Source organism: Rhodococcus opacus (assembly GCF_012396235.1).
Taxonomy (GTDB): domain Bacteria; phylum Actinomycetota; class Actinomycetes; order Mycobacteriales; family Mycobacteriaceae; genus Rhodococcus_F; species Rhodococcus_F opacus.
Map to the genome: position 1 here is coordinate 49,449 of NZ_JAAXPA010000008.1, position 21,384 is coordinate 70,832.

The 21,384-nt window shown below is 68.7% G+C and carries 22 protein-coding genes; 9 read left to right on the top strand and 13 right to left on the bottom strand.

Annotated features, from left to right (window positions below):
- The first annotated feature begins 26 nt into the window (after window positions 1-26).
- The gene (gene pepN / locus HGB39_RS12645) at window positions 27-2,537 is read left to right on the top strand and encodes an aminopeptidase N (RefSeq protein ID WP_005574406.1); all 2,511 of its coding nucleotides are present in this window, start codon (window positions 27-29) and stop codon (window positions 2,535-2,537) included.
- On the opposite strand, the gene HGB39_RS12650 is transcribed toward pepN, so the two are convergent.
- Complete coding sequence (locus tag HGB39_RS12650; RefSeq protein WP_005574404.1) at window positions 2,527-3,999, bottom strand: FAD-dependent oxidoreductase; 1,473 nt, start codon at window positions 3,997-3,999, stop codon at window positions 2,527-2,529. The genes pepN and HGB39_RS12650 overlap by 11 nt on opposite strands.
- Before the next feature lie 76 nt (window positions 4,000-4,075).
- Between HGB39_RS12650 and HGB39_RS12655 the strand changes: the two genes are divergently transcribed.
- Complete coding sequence (locus tag HGB39_RS12655; RefSeq protein WP_005574401.1) at window positions 4,076-4,636, top strand: TetR/AcrR family transcriptional regulator; 561 nt, start codon at window positions 4,076-4,078, stop codon at window positions 4,634-4,636.
- Between the two features lie 2 nt (window positions 4,637-4,638).
- On the opposite strand, the gene HGB39_RS12660 is transcribed toward HGB39_RS12655, so the two are convergent.
- Both HGB39_RS12660 and HGB39_RS12665 read right to left on the bottom strand, forming a co-directional pair.
- A complete protein-coding gene (locus HGB39_RS12660; RefSeq protein ID WP_005258203.1) occupies window positions 4,639-4,944 on the bottom strand; it encodes a hypothetical protein in 306 nt (101 codons plus the stop codon).
- A gap of 82 nt (window positions 4,945-5,026) precedes the next feature.
- Window positions 5,027-6,229, bottom strand: a complete 1,203-nt coding sequence (locus HGB39_RS12665; RefSeq protein WP_043793831.1) for an adenylate/guanylate cyclase domain-containing protein — start codon at window positions 6,227-6,229, stop codon at window positions 5,027-5,029.
- A 90-nt stretch (window positions 6,230-6,319) separates the two neighbouring features.
- Here HGB39_RS12665 and HGB39_RS12670 point away from each other — a divergent pair, with 90 nt between their 5' ends.
- Genes HGB39_RS12670 through HGB39_RS12680 form a run of 3 tightly spaced genes read left to right on the top strand, consistent with a single transcriptional unit; the run spans window position 6,320 to window position 8,292 of the window.
- Window positions 6,320-6,883, top strand: a complete 564-nt coding sequence (locus HGB39_RS12670; RefSeq protein WP_043793828.1) for a TetR/AcrR family transcriptional regulator — start codon at window positions 6,320-6,322, stop codon at window positions 6,881-6,883.
- 4 nt (window positions 6,884-6,887) lie between these two features.
- Window positions 6,888-7,316 (top strand): PaaI family thioesterase, encoded by a 429-nt coding sequence (locus tag HGB39_RS12675; protein ID WP_005574395.1) that lies wholly within the window; start codon window positions 6,888-6,890, stop codon window positions 7,314-7,316.
- Window positions 7,317-7,347: 31 nt separating this feature from the next.
- The gene (locus tag HGB39_RS12680; protein WP_005574393.1) at window positions 7,348-8,292 is read left to right on the top strand and encodes a serine/threonine dehydratase; all 945 of its coding nucleotides are present in this window, start codon (window positions 7,348-7,350) and stop codon (window positions 8,290-8,292) included.
- Window positions 8,293-8,304: 12 nt separating this feature from the next.
- Here HGB39_RS12680 and HGB39_RS12685 read toward each other — a convergent pair whose 3' ends face one another.
- The 7 genes from HGB39_RS12685 to HGB39_RS12715 all read right to left on the bottom strand — a co-directional run bounded on the left by HGB39_RS12685 (window position 8,305) and on the right by HGB39_RS12715 (window position 15,743).
- Window positions 8,305-9,282 (bottom strand): pirin family protein, encoded by a 978-nt coding sequence (locus HGB39_RS12685; RefSeq protein WP_005574392.1) that lies wholly within the window; start codon window positions 9,280-9,282, stop codon window positions 8,305-8,307.
- 19 nt (window positions 9,283-9,301) lie between these two features.
- Window positions 9,302-9,748 (bottom strand): MarR family winged helix-turn-helix transcriptional regulator, encoded by a 447-nt coding sequence (locus HGB39_RS12690; protein WP_005574390.1) that lies wholly within the window; start codon window positions 9,746-9,748, stop codon window positions 9,302-9,304.
- Complete coding sequence (locus tag HGB39_RS12695; RefSeq protein WP_005574388.1) at window positions 9,732-10,829, bottom strand: LLM class flavin-dependent oxidoreductase; 1,098 nt, start codon at window positions 10,827-10,829, stop codon at window positions 9,732-9,734. Before HGB39_RS12695 ends, HGB39_RS12690 begins: the two co-directional genes overlap by 17 nt.
- 145 nt (window positions 10,830-10,974) lie before the next feature.
- Window positions 10,975-12,504 carry a DHA2 family efflux MFS transporter permease subunit gene (locus tag HGB39_RS12700; RefSeq protein WP_005258217.1) on the bottom strand — a complete coding sequence of 510 codons (1,530 nt, stop codon included), beginning with the start codon at window positions 12,502-12,504 and terminating at the stop codon, window positions 10,975-10,977.
- Window positions 12,501-12,971 (bottom strand): MarR family winged helix-turn-helix transcriptional regulator, encoded by a 471-nt coding sequence (locus tag HGB39_RS12705; RefSeq protein WP_005574387.1) that lies wholly within the window; start codon window positions 12,969-12,971, stop codon window positions 12,501-12,503. The genes HGB39_RS12700 and HGB39_RS12705 overlap by 4 nt, the downstream gene beginning before the upstream one ends.
- A gap of 107 nt (window positions 12,972-13,078) precedes the next feature.
- Entirely contained in the window at window positions 13,079-14,044 is a 966-nt protein-coding gene (locus HGB39_RS12710) for an NADPH:quinone oxidoreductase family protein (RefSeq protein ID WP_043793824.1), read from the bottom strand.
- 37 nt (window positions 14,045-14,081) lie between these two features.
- Entirely contained in the window at window positions 14,082-15,743 is a 1,662-nt protein-coding gene (locus HGB39_RS12715) for an FAD-dependent oxidoreductase (RefSeq protein WP_005574385.1), read from the bottom strand.
- Window positions 15,744-15,895: 152 nt separating this feature from the next.
- On the opposite strand from HGB39_RS12715, the gene HGB39_RS12720 reads away from it, so the two are divergent.
- Window positions 15,896-16,675 (top strand): acyl-[acyl-carrier-protein] thioesterase, encoded by a 780-nt coding sequence (locus HGB39_RS12720; RefSeq protein ID WP_005258224.1) that lies wholly within the window; start codon window positions 15,896-15,898, stop codon window positions 16,673-16,675.
- Here the strand turns inward: HGB39_RS12720 and HGB39_RS12725 are convergent, their stop codons facing one another.
- Window positions 16,676-17,512, bottom strand: a complete 837-nt coding sequence (locus HGB39_RS12725; protein WP_005574384.1) for a helix-turn-helix transcriptional regulator — start codon at window positions 17,510-17,512, stop codon at window positions 16,676-16,678.
- Window positions 17,513-17,646: 134 nt separating this feature from the next.
- Between HGB39_RS12725 and HGB39_RS12730 the strand changes: the two genes are divergently transcribed.
- Window positions 17,647-18,660: an aldo/keto reductase gene (locus tag HGB39_RS12730; protein ID WP_005574383.1), complete on the top strand. Its 1,014-nt coding sequence runs from the start codon at window positions 17,647-17,649 to the stop codon at window positions 18,658-18,660.
- 9 nt (window positions 18,661-18,669) lie between these two features.
- Complete coding sequence (locus tag HGB39_RS12735; RefSeq protein WP_005258230.1) at window positions 18,670-19,182, top strand: SixA phosphatase family protein; 513 nt, start codon at window positions 18,670-18,672, stop codon at window positions 19,180-19,182.
- 5 nt (window positions 19,183-19,187) lie between these two features.
- On the opposite strand, the gene HGB39_RS12740 is transcribed toward HGB39_RS12735, so the two are convergent.
- Window positions 19,188-19,388: a hypothetical protein gene (locus HGB39_RS12740; RefSeq protein WP_005258232.1), complete on the bottom strand. Its 201-nt coding sequence runs from the start codon at window positions 19,386-19,388 to the stop codon at window positions 19,188-19,190.
- Between the two features lie 119 nt (window positions 19,389-19,507).
- Between HGB39_RS12740 and HGB39_RS12745 the strand changes: the two genes are divergently transcribed.
- Window positions 19,508-19,894 (top strand): TetR/AcrR family transcriptional regulator, encoded by a 387-nt coding sequence (locus HGB39_RS12745; protein ID WP_005574382.1) that lies wholly within the window; start codon window positions 19,508-19,510, stop codon window positions 19,892-19,894.
- A 167-nt stretch (window positions 19,895-20,061) separates the two neighbouring features.
- Here the strand turns inward: HGB39_RS12745 and HGB39_RS12750 are convergent, their stop codons facing one another.
- Window positions 20,062-21,294: a M23 family metallopeptidase gene (locus HGB39_RS12750; protein ID WP_005574380.1), complete on the bottom strand. Its 1,233-nt coding sequence runs from the start codon at window positions 21,292-21,294 to the stop codon at window positions 20,062-20,064.
- Window positions 21,295-21,384 lie beyond the last annotated feature (90 nt).

Sequence of the window (21,384 nt, forward strand, 5' to 3'; positions counted from 1 at the left end):
GTGGGCCGGGCTGGCAGGATCGACGCGTGAGCACCGCCAACCTGACCCGAGCCGAAACCGCCGAACGTTCCCGTGTGATCGACGTTCTCGGCTATCGGGTGGAACTGGACGTACTCGGCGCCGTCGACCCGGAGGTCGCGACGTTCGCGACCACCACGACCGTCGAGTTCACCGCCCGCACGTCCACGACCTGGCTCGACTTCCTCGGCGCCGATGTGGAGTCGGTGACGGTCAACGGCGACGACGTCCCCGTCGACTACGACGGCGCCCGCATCGCGTTGACCGGGCTGCGTGAATCCAACGTCGTGATCGTCGCCGCCCGGGGCGAGTACAGCCGTTCCGGCGAGGGTCTGCACCGGTTCCTCGACCCGGCGGACGGGCAGACGTACCTCTACACGCAGTACGAACCGGCGGACGCGCGGCGGGTGTTCGCGTGCTTCGAACAGCCGGACCTGAAGGCGCCGTTCACGTTCGTCGTCACCGCGCCGCGGCAGTGGGAGGTGGTCTCCAACCAGCAGATCGCCGAACGGGAAGACACCACCGGCGGCCAGGTGGTCACGTTCGCGCCGACACTGCCGATCTCCACCTACATCACCGCGGTCGTGGCCGGGCCCTACCACCGGGCCGACTCGGAGTGGTGCGGCGGCGACCTCACGATCCCGCTGGGCGTCCTCTGCCGGGCCTCGCTCGCGCAATACCTCGACGCCGACACGATCTTCGAGATCACCCGGCAGGGGCTGGGATTCTTCACGGACGGTTTCGACTACCCCTACCCGTTCGGCAAGTACGACCAGGTGTTCGTCCCCGAGTACAACCTCGGCGCCATGGAGAACCCCGGCTGCGTGACGTTCACCGAGGCGTACGTGTTCCGCGGCGCCGCCACCGACTCCCAGTACGAGGGCCGGGCGAACACGATCCTGCACGAGATGGCCCACATGTGGTTCGGCGACCTCGTCACGATGGTGTGGTGGGACGACCTGTGGCTCAAGGAATCGTTCGCCGACTACATGGGCGCACTGGCCAACGCGGAGGCCACCCGGTGGACCGACGCCTGGGTGGCGTTCGCCAACCGCCGCAAGGCGTGGGCGTACCTGCAGGACCAGTTGCCGACGACGCATCCGATCGTCGCGGACATCGTCGACCTCGAGGCCGCGAAACTGAACTTCGACGGCATCACGTACGCGAAGGGCGCCAGCGTCCTCAAGCAACTCGTCGCGTACGCCGGGCGTGACGCGTTCTTCGAGGGGGCGCGCCGCTACTTCCGCGCCCACGCCTTCGGAAACACCACCCTGAAGGATCTGCTGACGGAACTGTCGGCCACGTCGGGCCGGGACCTGACGAGCTGGGCGCGCGCCTGGTTGCAGACCACCGGCGTGTCCGCACTGAGCCTGCAGCGGGACGCCGACGGGCGTGCCGCGATCGTGCAGACCGATCCGCGTCCGCACCGGCTCGGCGTCGGGCGCTACGACTTCGACGGGACCGGCGACCTCGTGTGCGTGCAGCGGGTCGAGGTCGACCTCGCCGACGCCCGCACCCCGATCGATCTCGCCGACGCGCCGCTCGTGTTGCTCAACGACGCCGACCTGACGTACGCGAAGGTGCGGCTGGACGACCGATCGCTGACCACCGTCGAGACCTCGCTCGACCGGCTGCGGGACCCGCTGGCGCGGGGCCTGATCTGGTCGTCGCTGTGGAATGCGACCCGCGACAGCGATCTGGGCGCCATGCGCTATCTGTCGATGGCCCGGAGGTTCTCACCGGCGGAGTCACACCTGACCCTCCTCACCTCCGTGCTGGCCAACGCCCCGTACGCGATCGAGCACTTCCTCCCCGAGCCCTCGCGCGACACCGCTCGCCTCGACTGGCTCGAGCACACCTGGCGTGCGTTGTGGAACGCCCCGCCGGCTTCGGGAAGCCAACTCGCCTGGGCACGTGCGGTTGCCGGCGCCGCTGCGATGGACGGCAGTCGCGCGGCCGACATCCGGTCGATCCTCGAGGCCGGCGGGCCGGTGCCGACCGGGCTGGCGCTCGACCCGGATCTGCGCTGGGGGTTCTGGGGCGCGCTCGCCGCCACCGGACACGCCGACGACGCCGACCTCGACGGTGAGCTGCGCCGCGACGACACCGGTTCCGGCCGCACCGCGTACCTGCGAGCGAAGTTCTCGCGACCGGACCCGGACGTGAAGGCGAAGGCCTGGGAATCGATCTTCCACGACCGCACCCTGTCCAACGAACATCTCGGCGCGGTCATCGCCGGGTTCCGCGCAGGCGCCCGGCACGACCTCGTCGAGGGGTACGCCGCCGGCTACTTCGCCTCGATCCGCCCGGTGTGGGAGGAGCGCAGTATCGAAATCGCGCGGCGGATCGTGGTCGGGCTGTTCCCGTCCGAGACGACACTCGACGCGGCGGACGGATGGCTCGCCACCAACGCCGACGCGCCCGCCGCGCTACGACGGCTGGTGCTCGAGCAACGGGATCATCTCGCCCGGGATCTGCGAGCGCAGGCGTTCAACAGCCGTTCGGACGTCACCGGCTGACCGGCCGGGCACCGGTCGACGTGCGGGCCGTCCACCGTTCCAGGACGCCCCGCCACAGGCCGGACCTACTGTCGCCCGCCCAGGCGATGTAGCCGTCGGGGCGTACGAGCAGTGCGGGTCCGCCGTCGGTCCGGGGCACCGCGTGGACATCGCCGGGGACAGGAGCCCCGGGCTCGGTGACCAGGACGAAACCGCCCGAGCGCATCACCTCGTACAGCCGCCCGGCGTCGGTGGGCAGGTCTTCGGCGCGTCGGCCGACCAGGGTGCTCTCGCCGGCGTCGTGGCCGTACCCGATTCCGATGCCCGAGAACATCCGGGCGACCGCGTCGCCGATCGGCGGGAAGGAGAGAAGCGCCGCCACTGCCCCGTTCCGGAGCTTCCGCAGGATCCACGGCCGGATGATCATCATGCGCATCGTGGCACCGCTCGACCGCAGAACCAGCCGGCCGACCGGGTGCCGCTCGGCGTGGTAGGTGGCGAGCACCGCGTCGTCCGCGCCGTCCAGGACGGCCGCGAGTTTCCAGCCGAGATTGACGGCGTCCTGGATTCCGGTGTTCATGCCCTGCCCACCTGCGGGCGAATGCACGTGGGCTGCATCGCCGGCGAGAAACACCCGGCCCGTCCGATACTGCGGGACCTGCCGTTCGTCGCTGTGGAATCGCGACTGCCAGCGCACGTCGCCGAGACCGTAGTCCGTGCCCATCGCGACTTCGATGGTGCTGCGCAGTTCCTCCCGGTCCACGGGCGCGGTGTCGTCCACCTGATGGCGCCGGTTCCAGGCGATCACCCGAAACAGGTTGTCGCCGTACGGCGCGATGAACGCGAATCCGTCTCGGACGGCATTGACGGTCACGAGATTGTCCGGTGGGTTCTCGAGTTCGACGTCGGCGAGCATGATCGACCGCAGCACGGCCTTGCCGGGGAACGGTTGCCCGATCATCGTCCGGACCGCGCTGTGCGCGCCGTCCGCACCGACCGCATATGTCGCGTGGAACGTACTCTCGCGTCCTGAAACGTCGCGGCCGTGAACGCGGACGCCGTTTCCGTCCTGCTCCACCCCGGTCACGGTGAACCCACGGATGATGTCGGCGCCGCAGTCCCGAGCGTGCTCCTCCAGAAGGGCATCGACGTTCCGTTGCGGGGTGACGAGGACGAACGGGAACCGGGACCGCAGACGCCCGAGATTCAGCGCCGCACCGCGCCACAACTTCAGACCGGGTGAGGCGGCGCCGGTGGCCACGAGGCGGTCGGCGAGGCCGCGGGCGTCGAGCAGTTCGAGGGTGCGGGCGTGGACGCCGAATGCGCGACTGAGGGTGGACGGCGCGGCGCGCTTGTCCAGCACCGTCACCGATCGGCCCGCCGTCGCCAACTCGCCCGCGAGCATGCATCCCGTGGGTCCCGCGCCGATCACCACCACGTCGATGTGCTTCATGACGCTGCCTCCGATCGAAAGATGGTCCATCAAGTCAACATCTGTTGACTTCCACGGTAGGCGCATCCCCACGCCAGGTCAACAGCTGTTGACTTACACTTGTGGAATGCCCGAACGTCGCGCCCGCTCCGCCGTCGCCACCCGCGCCGCGATACTCGACGCCGCCCGCGCCCGGTTCGGCACCGACGGCTACGAACGCACGACGATGCGCGCCGTCGCGTCGGATGTGGGCGTCGACCCCGCACTGGTGGTCCGGTACTTCAGCACCAAGGAATCGCTGTTCGCCGAGGCCGCCGAATTCGATCTGCACCTGCCCGACCTCCACAACATTCCCGTCGAGGACCTCGCGACCGTGCTGATGCCGCGCTTCTTCGCGGTGTGGGAGAACGACGGTGCGTTCCTCCCCCTCCTCCGCGCGGCGGCGACCAGCCCGCGGGCCGCCGAGGCGATGTTGCAGGTCTTCGCCCGCCAGGTGGCGCCCGCGCTCGCCGTGGTCGCGGCGGATCGCGCGGACGAACGTGCGGCCCTCGTCGGGTCGCAGGTCCTCGGACTCGCCTTCTCCCGCTACATACTCCGGGTCCCGCCCGTGGCGGACATGACACACGAACAGCTGATGCGCTGGGTCGGGCCCGTGCTCGAGTACTACCTCACGACAGAACCGCGGTAGCCCTACCGGTGATGCCTGCCGCCGTTCAGCATCCAGCGGGCATCGAGCTCGCTCGTGCTGCGGCGGTGCCGCCTGATGGTGAACGACGTGATCGGCAACCGCTCGACGACACTCGCCTCGGCACGCGGATCGCCCGCGATCCCCTGTTCCAGAACCGAATACGCGGTGTGGTTGACCGAATGCACGGCCAGCCGGAGGGCGTCGAGCGCCGTCGGTCGCGGCCCGAACGCGGCGAGCGTGTGACCACCGTCCACCGCGGTTTCGACCACCGCGTAGAAATGCCAGTCTGCACCCGAATCGCCGGTCATGATGCGCCTCACTCGATCTACTTCTGTGAGCTGTGCCATCACGGTATCGCGAGGGTACGACACGTTTTCGAAGCCGCGCCGCTCAGGCGACGTACCGGCGGCCGATCCCGAAGAGCTCCTGGGGCGCATCGATTCCCTTGAGCCGGTGACTGCCCGCCGGTTCGCCCCAGAACTCGTCGGTGTCGAGTTCGTCGTAGAACTCACCGGTTACGACCACCTCGTGGGACGGTGCGACCGCGACGACGCGACTGGCCATGTTGACGGGCCTGCCGAACCAGTCGCCCGCACTGGGCACCGCCGTGCCCCAGGCGATCCCGGCCCGCAACGGCGGAAGCCCCTCGGTGCGCGCGGCCTGCACGAGGTCGAGCGCGGAGTACGCCAGCGCGTTGGGATCGGGCGAGACCAACATGACGGCGTCCCCGATCGTCTTCACCAGACGCACCGGCGCGAGCGCCAGATCGGTGGCCAGCCCGTCGAGCCGCTCGGCCACCCGCCCCAGATCGGCGGGCGCCACCTGCTCACCGAGCAGCGTGAATCCGACGAGGTCGGCGAAACAGACGCCGATCTCCTGCGCACCGCGAACCTGCATGTTCGAGTCCCTGGCGATGCCCACCGCATCGGACCGCAACTGGTGGCGCAGAGTGGTGGCGATGAGGTGAGCCAGGATCTGCGCCTCGAAATCCGCGATGCGACGCACCTCCACCGCGTACCGCAGGGCCACCTCGGGGTGATCGCGCGTCGCCTCGAGTCGCTCCTGCAGGAGCGCGTCCGCGGCGTCGGCGACCGTCCAGAGGTTGCGGCCGAGGACCCGCGCGGCCGCGAAGATTCCGCTCTCGTCGAGCCCCAGGTCCCGGTACTGCTTGAGTCCGCGCGCGAGGTCGAGGTCGCCGTCGTCGTAGAACGTCCCGTCCTCCGACGCACCCCGGCCGATCGCCCGGAACCACCGCCGGGTGTCCTCCACGGTGACGCCGGTCTTCCGGGAGATCTCGTCGATGCCGTACCGGCCCTTCGGCGCCAGCGCGTGCTCGAGCAGCAGGTGCGCGAGGCGATTGTCCCGCGACGCGACGCGGAGTTCGTCGATCGACACCCCGTCCTCGATCAGGGTGTTCAGCACCCCCATGCGCGCAGAGCGATCCGATCCGCTGAGTCCGTCGAGGAGGCCGGCGGCCTCGAACTCGTGGAGTTGCGTGGGTGCCGGACCCGGGCGGCGGAGCGGGCGAGGCGGCGGGGACACCAGGCGACCCGTTCGGGGCGTGATCCGTCGGGGCTGTCGCGGGATGCGCACGTCCTCATCGTCCCAGGAACGACGTCGCCCATCGCCGTAATCCTGCGAACTCGCCTTCCCCCGTTGCCATGACCGAACTATATTCGGTATGTGCCGATTCAAAGTCTGTTGCTGGACGCGGCGGAGGGACATTTCGCCCGCCGCGGCGTCCTCGCGACTCGGCTCGCCGACATCCGGCACGAGGCCGGTGTCAGTGTGGGAGCCGTCTACCACCACTTCCCGAACAAGGAAGTGCTGTATCTCCAGGTCTGGTTACGCGCGCTCGCCGACTATCAGGACGGATTCCGGGGCGCACTCTCGGAATGCGCCGACGCCCGGTCCGGGGTGGAAGGCGTCGTGGTCCGCCACCTGCAGTGGGTGTCCGGCAACCCGCAGCGGGCCACCATCCTCGCCGCGCCCCGGCCCCCGGGCATCGACGAGCGGGCCGATTCCACCAACGCGGCGTTCTTCCGCGACGTCACCCACTGGTGGCGGGTCCACGAACACTACGGAACGGTCCGCCGGTTCGACTTCGACGTGCTCTACGCGTTGTGGCTGGGCCCGGCTCAGGAGTACTCCCGCCAGTGGCTCGCGGGCGCCATGACCACCGACCCCACCGCGGTGGCGCCCGAACTGGCGCGCGCCGCGTGGAACTCGCTACGGATCCAGGAGTAGAGGCATGACAGTGGACGTCGCCCTCACCGCCGACACCGCGCAGGCCGTGCTGGCGGCCCAGCGGTTCAGCATGCTGGTCGGCGCCCGCATGACGCAGTTCGGGGAGGGCGGCGCCACCCTCGAGATCCCCGTCCGGGACGAACTCCGGCAACAGAACGGCTTCGTGCACGGCGGCGTCCTGTCGTATGCCGCCGACAACGCTCTGACATTCGCCGCAGGCACCGTGCTCGGCGCGAACATCATGACCGCGGGCTTCACGATCACCTACCTCCGTCCCGCACAGGGCGTGCTGCTGCGGGCGGACGCCCGAGCCGACGCCTCGACCCGGCGCCAGGCGTTGTGCCGGTGCGACATCTACGCGGTGCAGGACGACGGCTCGGAGGTACTGTGCGCCGCCGCCCAGGGCACGGCGACGGTCAAGCAGCCGCGGTAGTCGCGGCCGCACGGGATGGAACGATGGGACCATGGCTCACTCCGTCGATCGCGCATCCGTGGACAGGGCGCGTGAGCGCATCACCGGCCTGATCCGCCGGACACCCACGTTCCGTGCCACCGTCCCCACCGTGCACGGCCCCGTACCGGTGATCTTCAAACTCGAGTTCCTGCAGTACGGAGGCTCGTTCAAGGTGCGGGGCAGCCTCAACGCTCTGCTCCACGCGGAGGAGGACGGGCGGCTCGACGACGCGGGCGTCGTCATCGCGTCCGGCGGGAACGCCGCGATCGGAGCGGCCTGGGCGTCGCGGCTCAGGGGCGTGAAGTGCACGGTGGTCGTCCCCGTCACGGCACCCGACGTCAAGATCGACAAGCTGATCGCGCTCGGCGCGGACGTGCGCAAGGTCGGTGCTCGATACGCCGAGGCGGCCGAGTACGCGGACGAACTCGCGACGTCGTCGAACGCCCTGACCCTGCACGCCTACGATCTCCCCGACATCGTCGCCGGGGCAGGCACCATCGCACTCGAGATCCAGGACGACGTCGCCGAGCCGCTGTCCTACGTGATTGCCGTCGGCGGCGGCGGACTGCTCTCCGGTGTCGTCGCAGGCAGCGGCGAGGACGACAGCATCTACGGCGTGGAACCGAGCGGGGCGGCGACGCTGCACTCCGCGGTCGCCGCCCGGCAGCCCGTGGACATCGACATCGACAGCATCGCCGGCGATTCCCTCGGCGCCACCAAGATCGGTTCCATCGCCTGGGACACCGTCCGGTCGCGGCCCGTGTCCAGCCTGATCGTCGACGACGACGCCCTCATCGACGCGCGAACGCTGCTGTGGGAGGAGTTCCGGATCGTCGTCGAGCACGGCACTGCCGCGGCGCTCGCCGCGATCATCACCGGACAGCTCGCCCCCGCCGACGACAAGCCGCTCTGTGTGGTGCTCTGCGGCGCCAACACGTCGATGACCAGCTTCTGATCCTCAGACGTGTCAGCCGCGCGGTTTCAGCCGGCTGTTCGGCAGTTCGGGTGCGGGCAGCGGATCGCCGTCGTAACCCTCGACCGTGCCGAACCGGGGGTCGGCGGGCGCCGCGCCCCGGAGCTCGGACTGCCACTCGCGGCGGTAGCCGACGATGTCCTCGTGGCTACGGCCGAGGAAGTTCCACCACATGATCACCTGCTCGCCCAGCGGCTCACCACCGAGCAGCAGCAGCCGGGCCCGGGTCCCGCCCGTGTTGCGCAACGCCACCAGCGATTCCCCGGGCGGCTGATAGCCGAGTTCCGCCCACCGCAGCGTGGTCCCGCGCAGCTGCACCTCACCCTCGTCGACGAGCACCCCGACCTCGAAGCCGCGCTGGATGTCGAGGGTGACGTCCGCACCCGGCTCCAGGAGGATCTCGGCGCCGAGCAGCGGCGTGAACGTGCGGACCGGTGACGTGGAGCCCGCCGTGCTCCCGAGGAACACCCGCACCGTCGCGCCGTCCAGTTCGACCGGGTCGGGTGCGTACGTCTCGAACGCCGGATCCGCGTCCTGCGCCGACGCCGGCAACGCCACCCACAGCTGCGCACCGTGCAGGATGCGCGTCTGCGGTGTCGAGACCTCGGAGTGCGCGATCCCCCGACCCGCGGTCATCAGGTTGAGCTCGCCGGGACGCACCATCGCGTGCGAACCGATGCTGTCACGGTGTTCGATCTCGCCGGTGAACAGCCAGCTCACCGTCTGCAGTCCCGTGTGCGGGTGTGGTGGCACGTTCATCCCGCCCGTGTTCCCGACGTCGTCCGGACCGTAGTGGTCGGCGAAGCACCAGGCTCCGATCAGCGATCGTTCGCGCTGTGGGAGAGTGCGCCGGACCGGCATCGCGCGGGGACCACCGAGCGGGACCTCGCGCGAGCCGAGCACCTGGATGCCCCCGCCGTCGGGGTGCGACTCGCACCGCTCTTCCACCGAATTCGTCTCCAGATTGCTCACTGCTCCATCGTGCCTTCCGTCAGTCCTGTGCGCCGCGCAGTTTCGCGCAGAGTTCGGTGAGTGTGTCGAGTTCGTCGTCGGACAGTGCCGCGCCGACGTGCCGCCGGATGCTCGCCGCGTGCCTGCGTCCGACGGACTTCTGCACGCGCGCACCCTCGTCCGTCAGGGCGACGACGGTTCCCCGGCGGTCGCCGGGATCGCACTCCCGCGTGACGAATCCAGAGCCGGACAGCCGCTCGACGAGCCGGCTCAGCGACGGTTGGCTGAGCAGGATCTCCCGGTTGAGATCGTGCAAGCGCAGTCTGTGTCCGGGTGCCCGGGCGAGGGTGAACAGCACGTCGTATTCGCGCATGCTCAGTTCGTCCCACACGTCGTCGGCGGCGAGGTTGCGCATCACCGCGACCTGGGCGCGGAAGAGAGCCTCCCACGCCTCGGCCGCTCGTTCGGTCCTACTGACGGGCGGCATCGACCGGCTCGCGATCGGCCTTCATCGACGCGTGCGTCGGCGGGTTGTCCGGCACGCCCGCAGGTCGCCGGGCGGCGAACTCCTTGCGCAACACGGGCACGACCTCGCCGCCGAGCAGATCCAGCTGCTCCAGCACCGTCTTCAGGGGAAGCCCCGCATGGTCGACGAGGAACAACTGCCGCTGGTAGTCGCCGAAGAAGTCGGCGAACGTCAGGGTCTTCTCGATCACCTGTTCCGGTGTGCCGACGGTGAGCGGGGTCTGATCGGTGAAGTCCTCGAGGCTCGGCCCGTGGCCGTAGACGGGTGCGTTGTCGAAGTAGGGCCGGAACTCGTCGACGGCGTCCTTGGCGTTCCTGCGCATGAACACCTGCCCGCCCAGTCCGACGATCGCCTGATCCGCGCGGCCGTGACCGTAGTGCTCGTACCGTTCGCGGTAGAGGTTGATCAGGGCGATGTAGTGCTCCTTGGGCCAGAAGATGTTGTTGGCGAAGAAGCCGTCACCGTGGAACGCCGCGATCTCGGCGATCTCCGGGCTGCGGATCGAGCCGTGCCACACGAAGGGCGGGATGCCGTCGAGCGGACGCGGGGTCGACGTGAAGCCCTGCAGCGGGGTGCGGAACTGTCCCTGCCAGTCCACGACGTCCTCGTCCCACAGCCGGCGCAGCAGCCGGTAGTGCTCGAGCGCCAGCGGAATTCCCTGGCGGATGTCCTGTCCGAACCACGGGTAGACGGGGGCCATGTTTCCGCGACCCATCATGAGATCCACCCGGCCGTCCGCGAGGTGCTGCAGCATCGCGTAGTCCTCGGCGATCTTCACCGGGTCGTTGGTGGTGATCAGCGTCGTGGACGTCGACAGGATGATCTTCTCGGTCTGCGCTGCGAGGTAGCCGAGCATCGTGGTCGGGGAGGACGGCACGAACGGCGGGTTGTGATGCTCGCCGGTGGCGAACACGTCGAGCCCGACGTCCTCGGCATGCTTTGCGATGGTCGTCATCGCCTTGATGCGTTCGTGCTCGGTGGGGGTGCGGCCGGTGGTGGGATCGGGGGTCACGTCGCCGACGGTGAAGATTCCGAACTGCATAGCTGTTCCTCTCGCGCCAGAACTCCATGCGTTTGCATGAACCTATTGCAACATTCAACCACTTCGCCCTATTCCGGAAACGGCCGAGGGCGGCAAGCGCAGTGCGCTTGCCGCCCTCGGCGACACTCGGATCGAACGAGCCCGATCAGTGCATCATGACCGTGGGGGCACCTTCCGCCTCGAGCTGCGGGTTGACCGACTTCTTGCGCGGCAGCAGGAACGCCGGGATGAGCGTCAACGCGATCAGCACGGTGGCGACCAGGAACGTGTTGCCGAACGCATCGGCGGCCTGACTCAGGACCTGGTCCACCATCCCGGGAGGCTCCTGCGCGGCGACCTCGGGCACGTGCTGCATCGCGACCGTCTGGCTGTCGAGACCGCGATCGAGCAACTGGTTGGTGAGGACCACCGACATGACGGCGGTACCGATCGAACCCGCGGTCTGCTGGACGATGTTCATCAGCGTGGAACCGCGCGCGACCTGCTCGTTGGACAGCGTGACGATCGCTGCGGTCATCAGCGGCATCATCGTGCAGCCCATGCCCATGCCCATCACGAACAGCGCACCCATCAGCAGCCAGGTCGGTGAGTCCGACGCCACCTGCGTGAAGACGCCCAGACCGATCAGGATCAGCGGCAGACCCGTCAGCACGATCTTGCCGGGCCCGATCTTGTCGACGAGACGTCCGGCCACCGGCATGGTCAGCATCGCGCCGATACCCTGCGGAGCCATCAGCAGACCGGCCGCGAGCGTGGTGTGCCCGCCCACCTGGATGAAGTAGCTGGGAAACAGCAGACCGGCCCCCATGAACGCGACGATGAACAGCGACGTCGTGATGACCGCGACCGACAGCTGCCGGTTCTTGAACAGGTGCAGGTCGATCAGCGGGTGATCCTTGCGGAGCGCGTGGAACACGAACGCGACGATCAGCGCCAAGCCGACCGCACCGGGCACGAGCACGCGAGCCGAAGCAACGGTCCCCACCTCCGGGATGGACGACACACCGAACAGGAACAGAGCCAGACCCGGCGAGAGCAGCAGCATGCCGAGGAAGTCGAAGGACTCGGACGGCGACGCGTTGTCGGACGGCAGGATGATGAACGCGGCGGCCAGGGCGATGATGCCGATGGGCAGGTTGATCAGGAAGATCCAGTGCCAGCTCGCCGCCTCGATCAGCCAGCCACCGAGGATCGGACCACCGATGGGGCCGAGCAGCATGGGGATTCCGAGAACCGCCATGACCCGGCCGACACGGTCGGGGCCGGCCGCCTTCGTCATGATCGTCATGCCGAGCGGCATCAACATGCCGCCGCCGAGGCCCTGCAGGACGCGGAAGCCGATGAGCGACGTGATGTCCCACGCGAAGCTACACAGCACCGAGCCGAGCACGAACAGCACGAGCGCCGTCATGTAGAGGCGCTTGGTGCCGAATCGGTCGGCCGCCCACCCGGTGACGGGGATGACGGTGGCCAGGGCGAGCGTGTACGCGGTCATCGTCCACGCGACGGTGGCGTACGTGGTGTCGAACTCCGTGGCGAACGTCGGCAACGCGACGCTGACGACGGTGACGTCGAGGATCGACATGATGGCACCGAGCACCACCACGGACGCGATCTTGAGGACCGTGCCGTCGAGCTTGTCGGGCGCCGCGTTCGCGGCGGTCGGCGATGTCATCCGAGTATCTCCTGGTTGAGTTCTCGCAGGGACTCCCCCGCGAGGATCGGTTGTAGTGCCTCGATCAGCCGAGTCCGCTCGATCTCCGGAACCCGCCATGCGAACCGTCGCAACTGATCACGCTTGCATTCGATGTGCTGGGTAGCGACCTTATGTCCGGCCTCCGACAAGGAGACCCGCTTGACCCGCCGGTCGCGTTCGTCCTCCCGGCGAACGACCAGACCCAGTTTCACGAGTTGATCGACGTTCCGACCCGCTGCGGCCACCGAGAGCCGCAACCGCTCGGCCACCTCGTTGATCGGAAGTGGCTCACCGTGCTGAACCAGCGCGAAGAGCATGCGCACCTGCGAAAACGTGAGGTCCAGTTCGATGAGGTTGTCCATCGACTCCGACTCCCCCGCACTCAACAGTTGGGTGAAGAAGTCGTTGAGTAGTTCGAAGAGAAGATCAGGAGATTTGTCGGGCACCCTCGAATGCTAGCGCTCATGCAACTATTGCCCAAGGGCAACTATGACGCAACCGAATAAATGGTGTCAGGTATCACATCCCCCGGCGGCAGCCTGGACCTGCGGGTTCAGTCCTGGACGAGCACCGCTTTACCCAGCACGAGGCCTGCCTCGAGGTCACGCAGTGCGTCCGCGGCCCGCTCGAGGGGATACCGCGAGGTGACCACGGGACGCAGTCCGCGTTCGACATGCCGGATCAACGCGGCATGCACCTCTTCCAGCGCAGTCGGTTCGGTCCGGATGAACTCACCCCACGCCGCACCCACGATGCTGATGTTGCGGAACAGCACCCGGTTCACCTTCACCTCGGGGATCGTCCCTCCCGCGAAACCGATCACGACCAGCCGGCCTTCCGGGGCCAGCACCCGGACGGCCTCGTCGAACGCGTCGCCGCCGACCGGATCGACCACGATCTGCGCGCCCCGGCCGCCGGTCAGCTCACGGACCCGGGCGCCCCAGCCGTCGCCGAGGCGGACGACCTCGTCGGCCCCCAGTTCGCGCAGGAAGTCGTCGGCCCCGTCCCGGCGCACCACCGCGATCACGCGGGCGCCGTGCGCCTTGGCCAACTGGATGGTGGACGTTCCCACCCCACCCGCCGCGCCGAGGACGACGACGGTTTCGTCTGCCCGCAGCCGAGCCCGGCGCTCCAGCGCGAATTCCATCGTCTGATAGTTGATGATCAGCGACGCCGCTTCGTCGAAATCCAGGATCGACGGGATGGGCAGCACCTGCGCCGGCGGCACCGCGACCCGTTCGGCGTAACCGCCGACCTGCGACGCCGCGAGCACCCGGCGACCGGGCTCGAACCCACTGCCTGCCGGTGCGGACACCACGACACCCGCGACTTCGGCACCGGGAACGAACGGCAACTCGGGGCCCAGCTGATATTTGCCGTAGCTGATCAGCAGGTCGGGGAAGCACACACCGCTGGCCTTGACGTCGATCAGGACGAGTCCGTCGGCCGCTGGTTCGGGGATGTCCTGCAGCGTCATGCCGCCCGGCCCCGACAGCTCCGTCACCACCACTGCGCGCATGCTCGAAACATTAGACGCGCAGGGGTGGCGAGAGGCGTCAACGAGCGAACAGCCGCTTCCGCCTGCGGGCGACGGAGACCAGCTCGACCGTGTCGGTCATCTTGACGCGGGGCCGGCCGGACCCCGCCGCGCGGCCGGTCTCCGCCTTGTCGATCGCACGCCAGCCGGGGAAGCCGATCTGTTCCGGCTGGCGTCGCTCGATCAGCTTCTTCACGTCCTTGCGGGTGCCGACCGTGCCGAGGAGCTTTCCGGCCTCGAAATCCGCGAGCAGCGACGACACCGTCTCCTTCGCGCACGCCTTGTTGGTGCCGATGACGCCGCTGGGACCACGCTTGATCCATCCGGTCACGTACACCCGGTCGGTGACCCGGCCGTGCTCGTTGGGGATCACGCCGCGCTTCTCGTCGAACGCGACACCGCCGACGGGATTGCCGCGGTACCCGATGGAACGCAGCACGAGCGAGGTGTCCAGCGAGCCCTCCTCGCCCCGAGCCCGGGCGGACAACGCGCCGGACTCGTCGACCACCAGTTCGTTGCGTCCGTAGCGCAGGGCCTCGGCCTTGCCGGATCCGGTGACCTCGAGCGGCGACGCCAGGTAGCGGAACACGATGCGCTTGTGACCGGGCCGCGGGGCACGCTGCGCGAACTCCCGTGCCAGCCGGACCTTCATCGCGGTGGCCGGGTCGTCCAGCAGTGCCTCACTGGCCGGGTCCAGGTCGAGGTCGGCGTCGTCGATGACGACGTCCACGTTCTCGAGGTCGCCGAGCGCCAGGAACTCGGGGTTGCTGTAGGCGGCCTGCGCGGGCCCGCGGCGGCCGAGGAGCACGACCTCCTCGATGTTGCTGCGCCGCAGCGCGGCGAGGGCGTGATCGGCGATGTCCGTCCGCTCCAGCTCCTCGACGTTCATCGTGAGGATGCGGGCCACGTCGAGCGCGACGTTGCCGTTGCCGACGATCACCGCGCGCTTCGCGGACAGGTCGAACGTGCGCTCCGCGTAGTCCGGGTGGCCGTTGTACCAGGCCACGAACTCGGTGGCAGCGTGCACGCCGGGAAGGTCCTCACCCGGGATTCCCAGACGCCGGTCGCTCGACGCCCCGACGGCGTAGATGACGGCGTGGTGATGCTCCAGCAGCTCGTCGTGGGTGACGTGCTTGCCGACCTCGACGTTGAGGTGGAACGCGAAGTTCGGCCGGTCGAGGCTCCATTCGAACATCCGGGTCACCTCCTTGGTGCCGGGATGGTCGGGTGCGACACCGGCGCGGACGAGTCCCCACGGGGTCGGGAGCTTCTCGAACATCTCGACCTCGACGTCCGAACGTTCGAGCAGTTCACCCGCCGCGTAGCAGGCCGCGGGGCCGGCGCCGACGACGGCGACCCGGAGTGTGCCGAGGTCACGGCGCGGCGGAGTCGCCGGCGTGAGGGGGATCCACCCGGTCGGCATCGGGTTGGTCGTGTAGTACTCGGCGTTGATCTCCTTGTAGCGGGTGAGCGAACCGATGAGCTTGTCTTCCGGGAAGATCGCGTCGACCGGACAGGCATCGACGCAGGCCCCGCAGTCGATGCAGGTTTCCGGGTCGATGTGCAGCATCTCGGTCTGCGCGAATTCCCGCTCCTCCGGTGTCGGATGGATGCAGTTCACGGGGCATGCGGAGACGCAGCTCGCGTCGTTGCAGCACGCCTGGGTGATGACATATGCCATTGCGGTTTCCTCACACCTGTCCGGACCATCGAACTCGTTTATGTTACACGTAGTAACAGTTATATGAACTGTACTGAGAATCGCGTCCGCAAACAAGCACCGGCGCCGGATGGAAGAATCAAAGCTCCGTCCACGAGCGAAGGAACCGCATCTTGGCACTCGACCTACCCCTCGCCGCTCCCCCCGCACGCGGCCGCTTCTTCGAGACGTCCTGGCCGGTCCGCACCGGCGACATCGATGCCGCCAAGCGCCTCCGTCTCGACGGGATCGCGCGCTATCTGCAGGACGCCGGTCTGGACAACCTCGACGCGGTCGACGCCGCCGACAGCCACCCGCTGTGGATCGTCCGGCGCACCGTCATCGACGTCGTGCGGCCCGCGGTGTGGCCCGAGCGGGTGCACCTGCGGCGCTGGTGCTCGGCACTGTCGACCCGTTGGACGAACATGCGGGTCCAGATCGAGGGTGAGGCGGGCGCGCTCATCGAGACCGAAGGTTTCTGGATCCACATCAGCGGCGAAACGGGAATGCCCACCCGCATCGACGACGGGTTCATCGAACGCCTCGGGGAATCGGCGGACGAACACCGGCTCAAGTGGAAGCGGTGGCTCGTCGAGAATGCTCCGGCCGCCGACGAGGACGGCATCGTGGACACCGAGTTCGTCCTGCGCCGCACCGACATCGACCCGTTCGACCACGTCAACAACGCCGTCTACTGGCAGGCCGTCGAAGAACTGCTCGCCGACCACGAGCATCCGGGCGGTGGCCGCCTCGTCGACAACCCCCATCGCGCCGTGCTCGAATACCTCTCGCCCATCGTGTCGACCGACCGGATCGTCCTGCGTTCGCGGCGGGACGACACGTCGCTGACCGTGTGGTTCCTGGTCGACGACGCCCTGCGCGCCGTGGCCCGGGTCGGGCCACTCACCACCTGATCAGACCATCTGCTGGGTGCCGATCACCCGCAACAGGTCGAGTCTGGCCCGCGCATCGGAGCCCGGCTGCGGCATGTACACGAGCAGGTGCTGATAGGCGCTCGGGGTCAGCAGCGTCTCGCAGACGAGGTCGATACGTCCGACCTCGGCGCGGAGGACGGTCTTCGTGTCGGACCGGCGGACGGCCACATCGTGCCTGTCCCAGAGCGCCGCGAACTCGGTGCTGCTCTCGTAGAGGCGGTCCACCAGTTCCGTCACGTCGGCGTCACCCGCCCGCCGGGCGGCTGTCGCCCGCAGATCCGCGACGTGACGTCCGGCGAGCCGCTCGTGATCGTCTTCAGGGAACATCCCGCGCTCGCCGGGGTGCGCGAACCACCGCCACGGCACGTACCGATCGAGACCCGAATACCGGGACGCGTCGCCGAACAGGATCACGTGCATGCGGTTCTGGACCAGCACTTCCCCGAGGTCCGAGATGACGCAGCCCGGGGTGTCGTCGAGCTTGTCGAGCAGATGCAGCAGTCCCGGTCCGACGTGCTTGTTGCCCGCGGCCCGCATCGGCGGAACCTGACCCGACAACAGGTAGAGATGGTCGCGCTGATCGTCGGTCAGCCGCAGCGCCCGCGCGATCGACGCCAGGACCTGCGTCGACGGATGCGGGCCGCGTGCCTGCTCGAGTCGCGTGTAGTAGTCCGTCGACATTCCCGCGAGCATCGCCACCTCGTCGCGCCGGAGCCCCGGCGTCCGCCGCCGCACTCCCGGTGGCAGTCCGACGTCGGCCGGAACCAGCTGTTCCCTGCGACGGCGGAGGAAGTCGGCCAACTCGGAGCGGTTCATGAATCAACTGTGCCGGACCCGCCTGCCCGCTGCCAGGGATCGCCGGTCCCCCGATGAGCGGTCTCTGGTTGCCGCTCCCGGCAACGGCGACGCTGGTAACAGTCCGGAACAGCCACCGACCATCGGAGCAGAACATGATCAGCACCACCGCACTCGGAACCACCGGTCCCAACGTCAGCCGGCTCGGCCTCGGCGCCATGGGCATGTCCGGGATGTACGGCAAGACGGACGACGCGGAGTCCGTCGCCACGATCCACGCGGCGCTCGACGCCGGGATCGACCTCGTCGACACCGGGGACTTCTACGGATCGGGCCACAACGAGTCTCTGATCGGCAAGGCCCTCGCCGGCCGCCGACGCGAGGACGTGACCCTCAGCGTCAAGTTCGGCGGCCTGCGCGGCCCCGGCGGCACATGGGCGGGAGTCGACACGCGACCCGAGTCGATCCGGAACTTCCTCGCGTACTCGCTGCAGCGTCTCGGCGTCGACTACATCGACATCTACCGCCCCGCCCGTCTCGACCCCGACGTGCCGATCGAGGACACCGTCGGCACGATCGGTGAACTCGTCGAGGCCGGCTACGTGCGCCACATCGGCCTGTCCGAGATGGGTCCCGAGACCCTTCGCCGAGCGGCGGCGGTGCACCCGATCGTGGACCTGCAGATCGAGTACTCGCTCGTCTCCCGGGGTATCGAGGCCGAGATCCTCCCGCTCTGCCGGGAACTCGGGATCGGCGTGACGGCCTACGGCGTACTCTCCCGAGGCCTGCTCAGCGACTCGCTACGCACCGATCAGACCCTCGCGGCCGACGACTTCCGCGCACACAGCCCCCGATTCCAAGGCGAGAACCTCCGGCAGAACCTCACCCTCGTCGACTCGCTCGCCGCCGTGGCCGCGCAGCACGGGGTGAGCGTCGCGCAGCTGGCGATCGCGTGGGTACTCGCCCAGGGCGACGACATCGTGCCCGTCGTCGGAGCGCGCACCGTCGCCCGGCTCGAGGAGACGCTCGGCGCACTCGACGTCCACCTCGGCGCCGGTGACCTCGCGGCCATCGCGGCAGCGGTTCCCGACACCGCTGTCGCCGGGGAACGCTACGCGCCCGCGCAGATGGCCCAGCTCGACAGTGAACGCGTCGGCGTGGGGCGCTAGCGTCTAGCCATGGCCTCGCACAGCTCGTCGCGGAATCGCACCCTGATCCTGATGCGCCACGGCAAGTCTGCGTACCCGGAGGGGGTCGCGGATCACGAGCGGCCGTTGGCGCCGCGCGGCCGGAAGCAGGCGGGTCTGGCCGGTGAGTGGCTGCGGTCGACTCAGCCGCCGATCGACGCCGTGCTGTGTTCGACCGCGCGCCGCACCCGGGAAACGCTGGAGGCGACCCGGGTCGGCGCTCCCGCCCGGTTCGCCGAGGAGCTGTACGGCGCGTACCCGTCCGAGGTGCTCATGGAGATCGTGCGGGTCGAACCGTCGGTGCGTACCCTGCTCGTGGTCGGGCACGTTCCCGGCATGCCGTCGACGGCACTGGATCTGGCGGGCAACCCCGATACCGGGGAGGCCAACCTGATGCGGGAGAAGTTCCCGACGTCCGCGCTCGCCGTCCTCACGGTGCCGTGCGACTGGGACGAACTCACGTCGAGCGCGGCGTCACTCGCCGCGTTCCACGTTCCGCGGTAGCGGTCTCAGAACAGCTTCCGGCCGACGACGGCGACGACACCCAGAATGAGGACCAGCACGAGGGCTGACCAGAATCCGAACAGCCACCACACCACCCCGAAGACGACCAGTGCCGGGGCCACGGTGATGAGTGCGATCGTGGGGCTTTCCCGCAGCACTTCGAGTGCCGACTCGGTCTTGACGCGATCGATCTTCTTCTCGGACATCTCGTCCCCGTTCAGCTAAACCACGCATATCGGACAGGTGTGCTCGAGGATAGTCTTCCCGGACGAGAACCAGCCTCCGAGCGAGGGCAGACGAGCGGCGAGGAGATGAGGAAAGCGCAGTGACCACCCGACAGGAGATGGCCGCCCAGACACGCCGGGACTTGCTCGACGCCGCCCAAGTGGTCTTCGAACGCAAGGGGTATCTGAACGCGACCATCACCGACATCACCACCGAGGCCGGCAAGGCCGCGGGCTCGTTCTACAACCATGTCGACGGCAAGGAGGCGCTGCTCCTCGCGCTCGCGGGCGACATCGGCAACGACGCGGATGCACTCATCGCCACGTCCCCGGACGATCTGCGGGACCTCGGCCCGCATCTCGCCGTGTTCTGGCAACTCCAGTCGCGGCATCGCACGGTGATGGCCGCGCTCCGTGACGCAGCCCTCGTCGATCCCGCGTTCGCGCAGCGGATGCACGACTTCGGGATCGAACAGATGAAGCCGTAGGCCGAACTCCTCACGGCACTCGCCGCGGACGGCGCGCACCTCCCCGCGAGCCCCGACGTCAGTGCCCAGCTGATCGCCGCGGTGGCGACCGCCTTCGTCGGCCTGCGGGACGGCGACGACGAGGGCATCGCCGCACTCACCCGGTTCGTCGAGCGCGGCCTCCTCGGCTAACTGCCCGGGAACGTCACGACGTCGAGGTACAGCGGCATCTCGTCGGTGCGCGACCCGGTCTGCGTTCCCGTCGCGTCGACCACCGGGGCGCCGGCGGTCGCAGCGGCCTCGAAGCTCTCCCCCGTCACCCGCCCGTCGAGGTCGAAGTTCTCGAACTCGAACGGAATGCCGTTCGACGCCAGATAGTCCGGCCCGTCCATCAGATGGAAGTGCAGATGCGGTGCGTCGGTGTTTCCGCTGTTGCCCAGCAGCCCGAGTTGGTCGCCCGCCCGCAGGTCCTGGCCGACGCTGATGTCGTCCACGCTGCCGGGCTGCAGATGCGCGTAGAACGCGTACCGCCCGTTCCCGATGTCCTGGACGACGTGATTTCCGCCGTACTGGTCGAGGGGCAGTCCCTGCGGACTGGCACCCGGAACCTGTTCGGACAGATCACCCACGACGGCGATCACCTTGCCGTCCGACACCGCACGGACCGGTGCGCCGTAGTACTCGTAGCTCGACAATTGAGTCTTGTCGCCGACGTAGATGCGTCCCTGCTCGTCGAGTTGGACGAAGTCGATCGCGAAGCGCTCGGCCGCGAGCATCCGTCCGTTGATCGGCAGCACGGCCGCGCGGTGGGACGTGACCGTGCAGCAGCCGGTGCCGTCGAGCCACCGCGGCCCGTCGAGGGGAGCGCGGATCCGGACGGCGTCGCGGGTGTCGACTTCGGTGTCAGCCACGTTCTCGGCCAGCTGGGAAGGCACGAGCGACGTCGCCTGCGGGAAGTCGACGTTCACGACGTGGCCGAGGCTACGGGGCACGTCGTCGGGACTGTTCAATGTCGCGTCGATCCACACCAGCCCCTGCTGTCCGGGGGTGAGAACGGTGCCGGTCCTCGGTCCACCGCCGAGGGCCTGGAACCACGGTGTCAGCGCCTCGCCGCTCAGGTCCACCAGCGTGCGGCCGTCGCCCTTCACCTGCAGCGACGTGATCGTCGCCGGCTGCGAACCGGTATTCGTCAGCCGCAGTTCGTAGGCGAGATGCACGCGACCGTCGCTGCCCGTCACCGGGATAGGCGCGGCCACCACATCCGCGACCACCGGAGTGAGCACGGCGGGACCGGCGGACGTGGCCGGCGCCGCCGACGACGTCGCCTCGCTCTGCTGGGTGTCCGAGGCCGTGCAGGAGGTCGCTGCCCCCATGACGACGGCGAGAAGAAGCGCGATGGCGAACCTCGACCGGGCCATCATCCGACGCTAGCAACGGCGAACACCCGGCGACAAGGCAAGGAAACAGATGAAGGCCCCACCCCCGAAGAGAGAGGGGTGGGGCCTTCGTCC